This is a genomic window from Streptomyces sp. CA-106110 (genome assembly GCF_050936285.1).
Lineage (GTDB): Bacteria > Actinomycetota > Actinomycetes > Streptomycetales > Streptomycetaceae > Streptomyces.
This window is the reverse complement of the sequence record NZ_JBNJNB010000001.1, coordinates 7266502-7282382: the sequence shown is the minus strand read 5'-3', so window position 1 is coordinate 7282382 and position 15881 is coordinate 7266502. Positions and strand designations below refer to the sequence as shown.

Below are 15881 nucleotides of genomic sequence, written 5' to 3'. Positions count from 1 at the left end.
CATGATCGCTTACCGGGAAAGGTTCAGTTTCTCTTTGAGGAAGTCGCGGGCATTCTGGGCCATCTCACTGCTTTTCTCGCCGCTCTTGATACCTTCCACTGCGCGACCAGGCGCTGCCCACCTGCCTTCAATTTGGCCGCCGTTCCATTCGGGCAGCTGAGCATGCTCAGCCTCGGCATCAAAGCAATTGTGAACCAGAACCGGCGTATCGCCAGCCTCCACATAGTACGTGTGGAGGGTGCCAATGGTGAGGTCGTAGGTCGTGGTGTTCGCGTGGTACAGCCGGACACCGGTGACCTCGGCCGTGCCGGCGGGCGTCTGGAGGACGTCGCCGGACTTGAGGTCCTTCGCCTCGACGAACGCCGACTGGGTCCTGTCGTAGAACGGGTGGTGGAAGGTCGTCGTCAGGTGTGCGCCCTGAGCGTCGTTCTCACCCGCGTCGGCCTTGGTGTCCTGCGCCGACACCACCGAGCTGACCGCCGCCACCGGCGCCTGGCCGCCGTGGCCGTGGCTCGCCGCCAGCGCGCCCAGTACCGCCACCGAAGCCGCCAGGCCGAACGCCGCCTTGCGCGCCGCCTTCTTGGCCAGGGACTTCGCCCCGGCCTTGATGCCGGCCTTCGCACCGTCCTTCGCCGCCTGCTTCGTGCCCGACTCTGCCGTCGCCTTGATCGTCAGGTCTACGAAGTCGTGGTCGGTGTGCGTCACGATCACCGCGGTGACCTTGTGCGCCTCCGTGCCCGCAACCCCCGGCACCGAGTTGGCGATCGTGTCGCCCACCCGCACCTGGTCGATCGCTCTCGTCGAACCGTCGGCCATCAGCACCCGAGTCGCACCAGTGAAGCTGTGCGGCGCTCCGGGAATCCGGCAGCTCGATCCCGACTCGGAATGTGACTGGCTACGAGACCCCGCCCCCTCGGCCTCCGCCTGCGACGCCGCCTCGTCGGTGGCGTCCTTGGCCGCCACTTCCTCCGCGTCCGTCGCCCCCTTGCCGAACAGACCGCCCACGACCTTCATCGCCTTGGGCGCGACCTTCGCGAGGATCTTGCCGCCCAGGCTGCCCAGCGCGCCGCCCACGGCACCGGCGACCGCGCCTTCGACCGCCGAGCCCGCGAACGCGCCCACGCTGCAGTCGCCGCCGCCGTTCTCCGCGCACTTGAAGCCCTGCTCGACCAGCGAACCGGCCGCACCCGCCATCGCCGCGCAGCCGATCGTGCCGACGCCCCACGTCGCCGCTTCACAGCCCGCGAACACCGCCGTCGAGACCACGAAGGAGGTGATCGCCGCGGCGTGGTGCTTGGCGTAGGTCGCCGCTGACTTCGCCGCCTTGACCGTCGCGTGGTACGCCGTTCTCGCCGCATGCGCGACCGCGTGGGCCGCCTTCTTCACCGTGTGCGCGACCTTGTGGGCGATCTTCTTCGCCGCGTGCACCACCCGGTGCACCGCACGCGACACCTTGTGATAGGCCGTATGCACCGCATGGACCACGGCGTGATACGCGCGTCTGACGTGTCTTGCCGCGTAGTAGTACACGCGTCGCGTCGCCCGCAACGTCGCGTGGTACACGTCCCGCACCCGGTGCGCGACCTTGTGCGCCGCGTGCTTGACCGCGTGCACCACCTTGCGGGCCACGTGCTTGACCGCGTGGTACACCTTGTGCGCCACATGCCGCACCACGTGCGACGCCTTGTGCGCGATCTTCTTCGCCCCGCACACCACGTCGTACCAGGAGCAGTTGCCCGACTCGTCGGTCCCCGCGAGCGGGTTGTCGTCGACGTAGGCGAACGGGTTCGCCGCCACCGAGTCGGGGGTCGCGCCCAGCGAGACGCTGTCCTTGTTCAGGAACTCGCCCGTGTTCGGGTCGTACCAGCGTGACGCCGTGCCCACGTTGCCGGTTCCGGGTTCCGTCCAGCCGGACTGGAAGCCGAGGTGGCCGACCAGCGTCTGCGTCGTCGTCACCTTGCCGAGCGGGTCGTACGTCGCCGAGCCGGCCAGGGACGTACCGCCCGAGGTGAACTCGCCGACCACGTCGTTGTGCTGGTCCGTCAGCGCCAGCACCCCGGCACTGCCGGTCTGCTTGATGCCGACCAGGCTGCCCCCCGGGTCGTACGTGTACGTCGCGTCCCCGTCCGAGGCGATCGTGTTGTCCGCGCCCGAGTACGTGAACGCCCGCGTGGACTGGGCACCCGTGTCGGTGTCGGTGATGTTCCGGCCCAGCGCGTCCAGCGTGTACGACTGCTCGCTCGCCACGATCTGGCTGCCGAACGCGTCCGTCTTGTACGCGACCGTGCCGCCCGCCGTGGACGACTCCTGCGTCATCGAGCCGCGCGCCGAGTAGGAGTACGAGTGCGTGCCGTCCGACGTCAACTCGTCGCGCTCGTCGTAGGTGTAGACGTCCGAGCCGACCCGGATCCGGTTGCCCGACGCGTCGTACTGGTAGTCCGTCGTCTTCGAGCCGTCGTTCCACGAGGTCAGACGGTCCGACCAGTCGTACGTGTACGTGTTCGCCGACGCGCCCGTCACACCCGTCGTCGTCTTCGACGTGAGGTTGCCGTTGTCGTCGTAGCCGTACGTGAAGCTCGCCAGCGTCGAGGCGCCCTGCACCAGGACGTCGTTCGTCAGCTCGTGCGAGCTGTTGTACGTGAAGGTGCGGGTCTGGCCCGTCGAGCCGTACTTGACCGTCTTCGGCTCGTTCAGCTGGTCGTACGTGTACGTCAGGTGCGTACCCGTCGCCGCGTCGTCCAGGGAGGACAGGCGGCCGGCCGTGTCGTAGCCGTAGTTCGTCGTGCCCGCCGCGTCCGTGCGCGACAGCATCGAGCTGTCGTCGTTGTACGTGAAGCCCGAGGAACCCGCCGAACCCGACGCCGACAGCAGGTCGCCGCGGTCGTCGTAGGTGAACCCGTCGTGTGTCGCCGTCTGGTAGTCCGCCGCGCCGGCGATGCCCGCCGCGTCCGTGTCCGCCGACGTCACCCGGCCGTCCGAGTCGTAGTCGAACGTGCGCTTCGCCGTCACGGCGTCCGCGCCCGTACCCGACATCGTCTTCAGATGGCCGTTGTCGTCGTACGTCATCGACGTCGTCGTGCCGCCGGGCATCGTGACGTTCGTGGCCTGGCCGTCCGCGTCGTAGGCGAACGTCGTCGTCGAGTCCGCGGCCGACGTGTACTGGGCCGTCGTCGGCTCGATCACCTTCTCCTGCTGGCCCCAGGGGGTGTAGGAGTAGCGCCAGGAGTTGCCCCGGCCGTCGGTGAAGCGGGTGCGGTTGCCGGCCTCGTCGTAGCCGAACGACGTCGTGATCGAGGTCGTCGCGTCGACCGGCTCCACCTGCTGGGTGATGGTGCCCGCCGCGTCGTACGTCCAGCGCGTGGTGTGCTGGTTGGCGTCGGTCGCCGTCACCAGGTTGCCCACACCGTCGTACTGCTGCGACGTGCTGGACAGCTGCGCGCCGTTCGCGTCGTAGCTGCGGGTGGCCGTCGGGTCGTCGCTGACGTTGTAGTCCGTCACCGTGTAGGTGCCGTCCGCCAGCGTCGTCTTGGTGGCGTTGCCCTCGAAGTCGTACGAGTAGCGGGTGGTGTTGCCCGCGCCGTCGGTGACCGAGGCGACGTCACCGGCCCGGTTGTAGGCGTACGAGGTGGTCACCCCGCCGGGCGTCTGCTCCGAGGCGAGGTGCGCGCCGTACGGGTTGCCGGGGGTGACGCCGTACGAGTACGTCGTCGTCAGCGTCCGCGTCGACGGGTAGCGCTCCATCGTGGTGGAGGTGACCTGGCGGCCCATGAAGTCGTAGGTGGCCTGGGCCTGCGCCCCCGTGGGGTCGGTCGACGTGCGCTGCTCGCCGTTCGCGTCGAAGGTGGCGTGCGTCTTGGTGCCGTCGGGCGCCGTGATCTGGGCCAGGTCGCCCATCTGGTCGTACAGGTACGACGTGGTCTTGCCGCCCGGCGTCGTCACCGACGTCTGGTTGCCCTCGCTGTCGTACGTCCACACGGTCGTGCCCGCGTCGGGCGCGGAGGCGCCGGCCGGCGTGTACGACGGGAGCGTCTCGCTCACCTTGTTGCCGACCGCGTCGTAGGCCGAGTCGGTGACCAGGCGGTTCGGGTCCCTCTCCGCGACGGCCTCGCCGAAGGTGTTGAAGCCGCTCACGGTGATCGGGCGGACGGTGACCGCGTTCGCGGCGATGCCGTCCGGCTCGGACTGCACTGCGGGCGCGGTGGTGACCGCGAGGTTACCCGCCTCGTCGTACTCGTAGTCCGTGGTGTGCTGCTCGGCGTCCGTCATGGACGTGGGCAGGCCCCGCTTGTCGTACGTGTACTTGGTCGTCTGCTGGTCGGAGCTGCCGACCGTGCCACCGGAGCGGCCCTTGCCGTACAGCGAGGAGACCTCGGAGGCGGACAGGGCCCGCTGGTAGACCTGCGCGTCGGTGACCGAGCCGGCCACCGCGTCGTAGATCGAGCCGTCCGTGGTCTTGACGCCGCCGACGGTCAGCGGGCCGGCGCCGGTCCACGGCGTCGGGTCGGTGGCCGTGCCCGCGAGCGTGCCGTTGACGTACAGCTTCATCGCGCCGGTGGTGGCGTCGAAGGTGCCGACCAGGTGCGTCCAGGTGTTCAGCGCGGGCGCGGCCGTGGCCTTGGCGTCGTAGAACGCGGTCGGCGAGGCGGCGTCGTTGCTGGCTATGTGGAAGCGGTAGGCGTTGTCGGCCTTGGAGTACTGCAGGTAGAAGGAGGCCCGCGCGGTGCCGCCCTGCGCGACGAAGGTGCGGTAGGTGGAGGTGTCGCTCAGGTTGACCCACGCGGACGCCGTGTAGGACGCGCTGGTGTCCAGGACCGGACCGTTGGTGGCGACGATGTCGCCCTTGCCGGCGGTGTCGCCGCTGAACTTGGCCGCGCCGTCCGACCAGGTCACGCCGGGGCCTGCGGTGGCGGTGTTGCCGGTGCCGGAGGCGTCGGTGATGCTGCGGCCGGAGGTCTGGTCGAGCTTCCACCAGCCCGCGGGGTGCCCGGAGGAGTCGCCGTACAACGTCTCGCTGAGCAGGTTGCCCATGTCGTCGTACGTGCTGGTGGTGGTGCGGTCGAAGCCCGTGGCGTCGTGGTCGGTCTCCGAGGCGACCTGGTCGTCCGGGGTGTACGAGACCGTGGTGACCCGGTCCACACCGGTCGGGTCGACGGTGGTGGAGGTGGTCCGGGAGGACGCGTCGACCGTGTACTGGGTGACCGTCTCACCGTTGTCGGTGGTGGACGTGAGCAGGTTGCCCGCCGCGTCGTAGCTGTCCGACTCCAGGACGTAGGTGCTGGTGCCGTCGGCGCTCGTCTTCTTCACCGTCGCGGTCAGGCCGTCGTCGGTGTAGGTGTACGACGTGGTGTTGCCCATCGCGTCTGTGATCGAGGCGAGTCGCCCCGCCGGGTCGTAGGCGCGCGAGGACTCGATCAGCTGGGTGGGCGCCTGCGGACTGACCGGGTCGCCCGTGTACATCAGGCTCTGGGTGAGCAGGTTGCCGTTGTCGTCGTACGTGTAGTCCGTCTCGTTGCCGGCGCTCGTCACCTCCTTGGTCTTGTTGCCGGAGGTGTCGTACGTGTACGTCGTCGTGTTGCCGTAGCTCGTGCCCGCCGCGACGTTGGCGTCGGACTCGGTCAGGACGTGGTCGTAGGCGTCGTAGGTCTGCGTCTCGGTGCGCGGGGCGTCGCCGCCGCTCGCGTCGGAGACGGTCTGCGAGGTGACGTCCCCGTCGTCGTAGACGGTGGAGGAGACCGCGGCGTGCGTGGAGCCGTTGACGCGGTCGGTGAGCTGCGGGTCGTGCTCGGCGGTGACCTGGCCGTTCTTGTCGTACTCGTAGGTGGTGGTCAGGCCGTCCGGGTAGGTGTCGGAGACCGCCTTCTGGCTGAGCACCTGGCCGACGCCGTCATAGGTGTACGAGGTGACCAGGCCCAGGGCGTCGGTGGTGGAGGCGACGTCGCCGTTCTGGAAGTACGACACCTGGTTGACGGCTCCGCCGGGGCTGACCGTCCTCACCGGCAGGCCCTTGGGCACGACCCCGCCGTCGGCGGAGGGGTAGGCGCTGGTGCCGTCGCTGTAGACGGTCGAGGTGGAGCGGCCGTTGGGGAAGTCGGGCACGGCCGGGCCGGTGATGACGGTCTGATTGCCCGCCGAGTCGTACGTGTACGACGTCAGGTACGTGTTGTCCGTCGCGGACGCCGAACGGCCGTCGCGCTCGGTCAGCAGCTGGTCGTTGCGCGGGTCCGCGGTGGTCAGCTGGGCCGTGGTGTCGTCCGGGTAGTACGTGTAGTACTCGGTGTTGCACTTGTTCGCCGCCTGGTCCTGGCAGGACGTGGAGGAGACCACGTTGCCGCGGACGTCATGGCCGGTGATGGTCATCGCGCCGTTGGGGTCGGTGACCGTGTGCTCGAAGCCGGAGGTGTCGTAGCCGAAGCTCGTCTTGTTGCCGAGGCCGTCGGTCTCGGTCAGCGCCCGGTTGCCGTTGCTGACGTCGTAGGTGTTGGTGAGCGTCGCGTTGCCCGGCGAGGTCACCTTGACCGTCTCGACCGGAAGCAGACCGGTGGAGTTCTTCGCCGCCTGCACGTGCGCGGCGACGTCCTGCGCGGTGAGCGCCGAGTGGTAGAAGGCCGCTTCGGCTATGGAACCCTTGAAGTGGCTGACCTCGGCGGGCGAGTTGATCCAGCTCTTGGCGAATCCGGCGCCCAGGTAGAGGTGGCTGTTCGACTGGTCGTTGGGGGCACCGGAGTAGCTGGCCTGCTGGACTCCGTCCAGGTACATGGTCTGGGTGGAGCCGGAGACGGTGAGCGCCACATGGTGCCAGGCGTTGTCGGTGACCGTGCCGGTGGAGCCGAACGCCGTCGAACCGGATCCGCTGCCCGAGTAGAAGTGGCCGTGCAGCTTGTTGTCGGTCCCGACGTACAGCAGTGGGGTCCAGCTGCCGGAGGCCGTGGTCGCACCGGCGATCGGCACCGACTGGTCGCCGACGATGACGCCCTGGTTGGCGGTCTTGAACCAGAGTTCGAGGCTGCGGTCGTTGGTGCCGTGCAGGACCGAGGTCGGCACCTCGACGTACGAGGTGCTGCCGTCGAAGGTCGCGGCCTTCCGGTCGCTGAACGGGCCGGCGGCGCCGAGGGTCACCGCGTTGTACGTACCGTTGCCGCCGCGGACCTCGTTGACGGCCGTGGTCGCGCCGGCCGCTTCACCGAGCCGGTAGTAGCCGGCCGGAGCGGCGCCGAGGACCGCACCGCGGTAGGTCTGGCTGGAGCCGGCGACGGTGGGCGCGGCCAGCTTCCAGGTGCCGCCGTTCTCGTCGGTCAGCTGGGTGAGGGTGGTGGTGGCCGGGTCGTACGTCATGCCCGCGAACGTCTTGCCCGACGGCCGCTTGATGGACGTGAGCAGGCTCGCCGCGTGGGTGCCGTACTGGTAGAGGGAGTTGACGTCGGCGGCGACCAGCGGACGGCCGTACCAGGCGACGTCGGCGATGGAGCCGTTGAAGTAGGTGGCGTAGCCCGTCTTGTCGCTCGCGTTCTGGTGCGGCTCGTCGGGCCAGTTGCCGCCCGGGAAGTCGGTGCCGAGGTAGTCGAACGACTGGTTCTTGCCGAAGGCGACGGCGCTCTGGATGGAGACCGTGCCGGTGCGGGAGCCGACCTTGGTCTTGTCGAGGTACAGCGTCTGCGAGTTGCCCGCCGCGGACAGCACCACGTGGTGCCACTTGCCGTCGGCCACGGACGCCGAGGACACGATCGGGTTGATACCGCCGCTGTACCAGAACTCGGCGTTCAGCTTGCCGTCGGTGCCGACGTAGATGGACGGCGTGTAGAAGCCCGCCGCCTGCCCGGAGGAGATCGGCTGGGAGGCGTAGGAGTACAGCACGCCCGGTCCGGCCGACGTCTTGAACCACAGGGACAGCGCCCCGGAGTCGGTGTCGTTGCCGGTGTTCTTCGGCAGGGCGATGTCGGAGGAGGTGCCGTTGAAGGAGGCGGCCGTGGACGAGGAACCGGTGAGCGGGCCGGGCGCACCGAGCGTCACGTTCTCGTACGTGGCGTTCTTGGTGCCCTGGTTGGCGAGGACGGCATCCTTCGCGGTGGTGCCCGAGCTCTCCGTCAGCGGCCACACGGCGCCGGGATCGAGGTCGAGGGAGGCGTTCTGGTACTGGGAGGCCGTCGTGTACCCGTAGGTCGTGCACTTGGTCGTGGACAGCGGCGCGCACACCGTCGTCAGCTGGTCGCCTGTGTAGCCGTAGTTCCAGGTCAGCGCGGAGGACGGGTCGTGGGAGTCGACCAGGTCGGTGGTGACGGTGGCGACGTGCGCGGCCTGGGCGCCGCTCAGCGTGGACCAGGCGACGTTCAGGGAACGGCCGGAGACGGCGGACGACATCTTCGTGACGTGGCCGCTGGTCCAGGCGAGGGTGATCGCCCGGCCGTTGGCGTCGGTCACGGAGGTCAGGCCGTAGGCGCCGGAACCCAGGGACTGGGTGAAGGCGTAGACTGTGTCGTCCTTGTCGGTCAGCTGGTAGCCGCCGGTGATCGTGGTGAAGGAAGCCCACCGGCCGGTGCCCGGAGCGAAGGTGCCGTCGCTGTTCTTGCCGTAGCCGACCTGGGAACCGTCGGGATAGGTGACGTTGACGCTGGTCACCGCGCCGGACGCGCTGTACTGCTCGGTGGCGCGGGAGTCGAGGATGCTCGACCAGCCGGCGCCGAAGGCGCCCGTCCAGCGCGGGTCGCGGGAGTTGTAGTCGCGTTCGACGTCCAGGGACGGGCCGACGGTGGAGATGGAGGCGTCGGTGTCGGAGGTGGTGTAGTTGCCGATGGACGCGTCGAAGCCGTGGTCGCTGCTGTTCTGCGACAGCCCGGAGGTGATCACCGGTTGCGGCACCTGCACGGACAGCTCGTACGGATCCGCGGGTGAGTACAGATTGGTGGTCGCGTCGTACGCCTGGACCTGCCAGATGTAGTTCTTGCCCCAGGCCAGCTTCCCTGCTGGGACGGTCCAGTCACCGGTGGCTACCAGGCCCGAGTCGACGACCAGCGTGTTGTTCGCGTCGTAGACCTTGAAGCGGTACTGGTTGCTCGTGCCGCCACTGGAGTTGGCGCCACCCGCCCACGCGGTCAGCTCCGGCGTGGTGGTGCCCACGACGGCGTTGTCGGCGGGGAACTGCTCGTACAGCTGGGGGGCGGTGTTGCCGGTGTAGGTGACGATGATCCTCGGGCCGCCCGCGGGATCGTTGAAGGAGCCGAACTGCTTCCAGTGCAGGGCGTCCGTGGTGGACGCGTACACGGCGAGGCCGTAGTCGGCGGTGGTGCCGTTGAACCAGCCCTGGATGGCGGTGGTGGACAGCGGGACGTCGACCCAGTCGCCGACGGTGCGGTCGGCGGCGGTGTTGGCGCAGGCCGTGGGCACGCTCGGGGTCAGGTTGCCGATCGACGAGCCGTAGGTGGGGCCCGGGTAGCTGGTGACGCCCTCGGGCGTCCAGGACTTCGTCACCAGGGCCACGTCGAAACGCTCGGGAGTGCAGGTGGCGGCCCAGGTGTCGAACAGCCGCAGGGTCGCGGCGGTGACGGTGTTGCCGCTGCCGTCCCAGGCGGTGTCCCAGTGGTTGACGAAGCTGTTCGCCGAGTGGATGCCCGAGTCGTAGGAGCCGACCTTGACGGTCTGCTCGTAGGAGTGGTCGCCGGCGGCGCCCGACTCGGCATAGGTCGTGGTCCAGCCGTCGGTGACGGTGGGGTCGACGGTGACCGGGAAGACACGGTGCGCGTCGCTCAGCCAGTCGGAGTCGAGGGTCACCTTCAGCGCGTAGCCGCTCTTGTCGTGGACGAGAGAGGTGGTGACGTCATGAGTGGTGGTCGGGTCGCCGGAACGCTGGTCGACCTTGGAGTCGTAGGCGTAGAACGGGGGATGCGCTCGACGGTCCTTCCGGACACATCGCGCAGGACGATGGCGCCGTTCTTGTTCTGTACGGGGGTGAGGCCCTTGAGCTGGAGCGGGAAGGTCCAGGAGTTCGCGGCGACCGCGGAGTGCAGGACGATCGCTTCCTTCACACCGGTGGCGGTGGGGGCGACCTGGAGATCGGTGTCGGCGAGGACGCCGTCGTAGCTGACGCGGGAGCCGTCGGCGGTGCCGGTGACCGACTGGGCACCCTGCAACTCGTAGGCGAGTGAGTGCTGGTCGTCGATGCCGAAGGAGACGAGCTTCGAGTCGTCGGCCTTGGGCGCGAAGTCGACGGCGAGGGAGTTGGCCTTCTCGTGCCAGCGGCGGTCGGGTCCCGCTCTCACGTCCACGTCGATCGGCGCCCATTTGCCCTTGGCGACCTGGTAGTTGATGGGCGTGGGAGAGATGCTCCGGGTGGTGGAGCCGTCGGCGTTGTCGTACACCATGTCGGTGCGCGAGGACTTGGCGGCGTCGCGCTTGCTGGTCTTCGCGTTGAAGCCCTTGCCGCCCTGGCTCTTGCCGGGCTTCACGGCCGCCTGGTGTGGGTGGTAGGCGGCGAGCTCACCCTTGGCCTTGCCCGGCTTGCGGCCCGCGCCGCGGTGCGCCTGGGTGGCCTTGGCGGAGACCTGGTGCCGCTTGCCCGCGGCGGTGCCCGACTGCTGACCGGGCAGCCTGCCCCAATGCGGGTCCTTCAGCCAGGAGGTGACGGAGGAGAGCCTTGGCAGCGAGAGGTCCACCGACCCTAACTCGACGCCGTCCGCCATGGCCTGCTGAGTCGTCAGCATCAGGGCGAGTGCGGTCAGAAGGAGCACCGCGACGCCACGGCGCCCTCGGTGGGCCCCGCGAGCGGGACGGACGCGGCGGAACAACCGAACGCGCACAGCTGCGACTCCAACAGTCAGTCAGGAACGACACAGAAAGCGCGCTGATCTTGCCGGTTGTGAATATGACATGGACAGGTAAGAGAAGTGATCTTGCATTGGTCTTGACCAATCCTCGACAAACCTGCCCGAGTTGGCCGCGTGCGCCCGTTTGCGACTTGTGAACTCCTTTGCAAACAAGTGAAGTTCTTGACCCGGGTCTTGATCGTCCGGTGGACGGCGGGGGGTATGACTGGGGCGAGACGCTCCTGCGTCCATGCGTTCACTTGACGGCGGGCAGGGCTACACAGCCGTCCAGTCGTACAAGCCGCAGCCCTGGGCTCCTGTTGGCATACATGGCAGTACGGCCGCCGGCGCCACCCGGGACAGCCGTCCGGGCACGGTGCTTGTCACCGTCTGAGTCTCGCGCGCGGCGACCGCGTTGCCGTTGCCTCAGCCGCCGCAGAGACTGAGCATCATCTGCTTGTCGGCCGCCGTCACGGGAAGGTCGTACTTCAGCGACACCTGGGCGAAGCGCACCGAATAGGAGCAGCGGATCTGCTTGTTCGGGGGCAGCCAGCCGGCCGGGCCGGAGTCGCTCTTGGCACCGTTGGTGGGGCCGTCCACCGGGATCAGGTTGAGCGGGTCGTTGGCGATGTCCTCGCGCTTGTCCTTCGTCCATCGCGAGGCGCCCATCTGCCAGTCGTAGGAGAGCGGCATCACGTGGTCTATCTGCACCTTCGTGGCACGGGACTTAGTCCACTCGATCGTCTTGCCGGTGTACGGATCGTGCAGCGTCATGGAGGTGACGACGCAGTTGGAGCCCGCCCGGAAGCGGACCTGCTCCCCGTCACGCTTCAGCAGGTCGTTCCTCGAGTCGCAGCCGTTGTGGGCGAAGGGGATCCCGCCGGGGGCCGAGTCCATCCAGGCATAGCCGAACTTGTCCCGCTCATAGCCCGTCTTGGGGCCGCGTCCCTTCGTGGCCACCTTCTGGATCAGCGCTCGTGCCTTCGCCTGGTCCGCCGACGAGGTGATCGCCGCCAGCCCTGGTTTCGTGCCGTCGGGGTTGTCCAAGGGGCTCACCGCGCGACCGTTCGCCGCCGGGACACCGGAGCCCGAAGGGGCGCCCTCGACGGGGAAGTCGGTGCCGTTGCAGCCGGTGAGCAGCAGCCCGGTGCCGAGCAGAGCGGTGGACGCCACAAGGATGCGCCGGGCTCCGCCGATGTGCCTCACATACCTGTCGGAACGCATGGCGCGCCGCCCTCCCCTTGCCCTTACCACTCATTATCAACCGGCCCCCGCACGCGGCTGCCCTGATCACACGGTAGCCGCCGGGAGGTCATGGACATACCACTGCCCGACGGTCGGCGGATGCACACCGGGCGCGTGCGGCGGCAAGGCAGGGTGCCTTCGGCGGAGGCCCCTCCCGTTTTGACTCGAACAGTCCGGTACCTATGACCCCAGGATCGTCGTCAGGAACTCTCCGACCCAGCCCAGCAGTTCCCGTCCGACCAGTGGCTTGCCGCCCACCTTCGCGGTCTTGGGGCGGGGCACCAGGACCTGGTGGAGTGCCGGCTTGATGACGGTGCCCGGGTAGAGCCGCTTGAGCCGCAGCTCCTGGGATTCCCTCAGCTCCACCGGGGCGAAGCGGATGTTGTTGCCCTGCAGGACGGTCTCGCCGACGCCGCACGCGCGAGCGAGCATGCGCAGGCCCGCCACGAGGAGGAGGTTCTCGACGGGCTCCGGCAGCTTGCCGTAGCGGTCGGCGAGTTCCTCGCGGACGGACCTGATGTCCTCCTCCGAGTTCGCGGAGGCGATCGCGCGATAGGCCTGCAGACGCAGCCGCTCGCCGGGCGCGTAGTCGTGCGGGACGTGAGCGTCGACGGGCAGCTCGATCTTGACCTCGAGCGGGGGCTCCTCCTCCACGCCGCCCTCGAGCGAGGCGCGGTAGTCGGCGACCGCCTCGCCGACCATCCGTACGTACAGGTCGAAGCCGACGCCCGCGATGTGACCCGACTGTTCGCCGCCGAGCAGGTTGCCCGCGCCGCGGATCTCCAGGTCCTTCATCGCCACGTACATGCCCGCGCCCATCTCCGTGTGCTGGGCGATGGTCGCCAGGCGTTCGTGGGCCGTCTCCGTGAGCGGCTTCTCCGGCGGGTACAGGAAGTAGGCGTAGCCGCGTTCTCGGCTCCGGCCGACGCGGCCGCGCAGCTGGTGCAGCTGGGAGAGGCCGAAGTTGTCGCCGCGCTCCACGATCAGCGTGTTCGCGTTCGAGATGTCGATGCCCGATTCCACGATCGTCGTGGAGACGAGGACGTCGTACTTCTTCTCCCAGAAGTCGACGACCACCTGTTCCAGCGTCTGCTCCGACATCTGGCCGTGGGCGGTGGCGATGCGCGCCTCCGGGACGATCTCGCGCAGGCGGGCCGCGGCCCGGTCGATCGACTCCACCCGGTTGTGGATGTAGAAGACCTGGCCCTCGCGCAGCAGTTCGCGGCGGATGGCGGCGCCGATCTGCTTCTCCTCGTACGGCCCGACGAAGGTGAGCACCGGGTGGCGCTCCTCCGGCGGGGTGGTGATCGTGGACATCTCGCGGATGCCCGTCACCGCCATCTCCAGGGTCCTGGGGATCGGGGTCGCGGACATGGTCAGCACGTCGACGTTGGCGCGCAGCTTCTTCAGCTGCTCCTTGTGCTCGACGCCGAAGCGCTGCTCCTCGTCGACGATGACCAGGCCCAGGTCCTTGAACTTGGTCTCCGAGGAGAACAGCCGGTGGGTGCCGATGACAAGGTCCACCGCGCCGTCCTTGAGGCCCTCGAGGACCGCTTTCGCCTCCGTGTCCGTCTGGAAGCGGGACAGCGCCCGCACGTTCACCGGGAACTGGGAGTAGCGCTCGGAGAACGTGCCGAAGTGCTGCTGCACCAGCAGCGTGGTGGGTACGAGGACAGCGACCTGCTTGCCGTCCTGCACCGCCTTGAACGCGGCGCGGACCGCGATCTCCGTCTTGCCGTAGCCCACGTCGCCGCAGATCAGCCGGTCCATCGGGACCGACTTCTCCATGTCCTCCTTGACCTCGGCGATCGTGGTGAGCTGGTCCGGGGTCTCCGCGTACGGGAACGCGTCCTCCAGCTCGCGCTGCCACGGCGTGTCGGGGCCGAAGGCGTGGCCGGGCGCCGCCATGCGCGCGCTGTACAGCTTGATCAGGTCGGCGGCGATCTCCTTGACCGCCTTCTTCGCGCGCGCCTTCGTCTTCGTCCAGTCGGCGCCGCCCAGGCGGTGCAGGGTCGGGGCCTCGCCGCCGACGTACTTGGTGATCTGCTCCAGCTGGTCGGTCGGGATGTAGAGGCGGTCACCGGGCTGGCCGCGCTTGGCCGGGGCGTACTCGACCACCAGGTACTCGCGGGTGGCGCCCTGTACGGTCCGCTGCACCATCTCGATGTAGCGGCCCACGCCGTGCTGCTCGTGGACGATGTAGTCGCCCGCTTCCAGGGTCAGCGGGTCGATCGTCTTGCGGCGGCGGGCCGGCATCCGGGCGCCGTCGCGGCCGGCCGCCTTCTGGCCGGAGAGGTCGGTCTCGGTGAGCACGGCGAGCTTGAGTGCCGGGTCCACGAAGCCGTAGTCGATCGAGCCGCACGCGACGTGCACGACCGACGGGGAGATCTGTCCGAGGTCGATGTCCAGGCGTGCCGCGACGCCCTCGCCGCCGAGCACCTCAACGGTCCGGGAGGCCGGTCCGTGGCCCTCCGTCACGAACACGGTGCGCCAGCAGTCGGCGAGCCAGCCCTTGGTGTCGGCGAGCGCCTTCGCGGTGTCGCCGCGGTAGGTCTCCGGGGCGTGCATGCCGAGCTTGAGGGTGTCCCCGTCCAGGGAGTCCAGTGCGTCGCCCGCCGCGAACGGCGACACCGACCACCACAGCATGCCCAGCTCGCGGGCCCGCTCCCGGACGTCCGCGATGGACCACAGGGAGGCCGCGCCGACGTCGATCGGCGCTTCGCCCCCGCCAGCCGTGGCAGCCCAGGACGCCTGAAGGAACTCCTGGCTGGTCGCCACCAGGTCCGCGGCCCGTGTCCGCACCCGCTCCGGGTCGCACACGACGGCCATGGCCCCCACGGGCAGGACGTCGAGGAGCAGCTCCATGTCGTCGACGAGCACGGGGGCCAGCGACTCCATGCCCTCGACCGCGATGCCCTCGGCGATCTTGCCGAGCAGCTCGCCCAGCTCGGGGTGTGCCTCGGCGAGGGCGGCGGCCCGCCGGCGTACGTCGTCGGTGAGGAGCAGCTCACGGCACGGGGGCGCCCACAGGCCGTGCTCGGCGACCTCCAGGGAGCGCTGGTCGGCGACCTTGAAGTAGCGGATCTCCTCGACGTCGTCGCCCCAGAACTCGATGCGCAGGGGGTGTTCCTCGGTGGGCGGGAAGACGTCCAGGATGCCGCCGCGCACGGCGAACTCGCCGCGCTTCTCCACCAGCTCGACCCGGGAGTACGCGGCTGCCGCCAGGGCGTCCACGACGTCTTCCAGGTCGGCCTGCTGACCGGTGCGCAGGGCGACCGGCTCGAGGTCGCCGAGGCCCTTGACCTGGGGCTGGAGCACGGAGCGCACGGGGGCTACGACGACGGAGACCGGGCCCGTCTCCGGGTCGTCCTGTCTCGGGTGGGCGAGGCGTCTGAGGACGGCGAGACGGCGGCCGACGGTGTCGCTGCGGGGGCTGAGCCGCTCGTGCGGGAGGGTCTCCCACGACGGGTACTCCACGACGCCGTCGGGCGGCAGCAGGGAGCGCAGGGCGGCGGCGAGGTCCTCGGCCTCGCGGCCCGTCGCGGTCACGGCCAGTACCGGCCTGCCCGCGTCCCGGGCCAGCGCGGCCACGGCGAAGGGACGGGCCGCCGGAGGGCCGACCAGGTCGACGTGCATCCGGTTGCCGTCGGAGGCGGCCTTCACCGCTTCCGCGAGTGCGGCGTCCTTGACGACGGCGTCGAGCAGACCGTGCAGGCTCATGAAGGGCTATCCCGTCCCGGGTGGGCAACACGAACACCCGGCCTCGCAGTTTTCGGGGGGCCGGGGGTGTCCAGCGTACGACGCCCGGATCGTCGGCGCCGTGGCTGTGGACAACCGGGCGCG

General features: G+C 69.2%; 4 protein-coding genes. All 4 read right to left on the bottom strand.

Features of this window, described 5'->3' with window-relative positions:
* Nucleotides 1-9: 9 nt before the first annotated feature.
* The 4 genes from ACQEXA_RS33635 to mfd all read right to left on the bottom strand — a co-directional run bounded on the left by ACQEXA_RS33635 (nucleotide 10) and on the right by mfd (nucleotide 15758).
* Nucleotides 10-9762: a LamG-like jellyroll fold domain-containing protein gene (locus ACQEXA_RS33635; RefSeq protein WP_433131902.1), complete on the bottom strand. Its 9753-nt coding sequence runs from the start codon at nucleotides 9760-9762 to the stop codon at nucleotides 10-12.
* 2 nt (nucleotides 9763-9764) lie between these two features.
* Nucleotides 9765-10718, bottom strand: coding sequence for a hypothetical protein (locus ACQEXA_RS33630; RefSeq protein WP_432928546.1), 954 nt, complete (start codon nucleotides 10716-10718; stop codon nucleotides 9765-9767).
* Between the two features lie 501 nt (nucleotides 10719-11219).
* Nucleotides 11220-12017, bottom strand: a complete 798-nt coding sequence (locus ACQEXA_RS33625) for an HNH endonuclease family protein (protein WP_359400328.1) — start codon at nucleotides 12015-12017, stop codon at nucleotides 11220-11222.
* 201 nt (nucleotides 12018-12218) lie between these two features.
* Nucleotides 12219-15758, bottom strand: coding sequence for a transcription-repair coupling factor (mfd, locus tag ACQEXA_RS33620; RefSeq protein ID WP_432928548.1), 3540 nt, complete (start codon nucleotides 15756-15758; stop codon nucleotides 12219-12221).
* Nucleotides 15759-15881 lie beyond the last annotated feature (123 nt).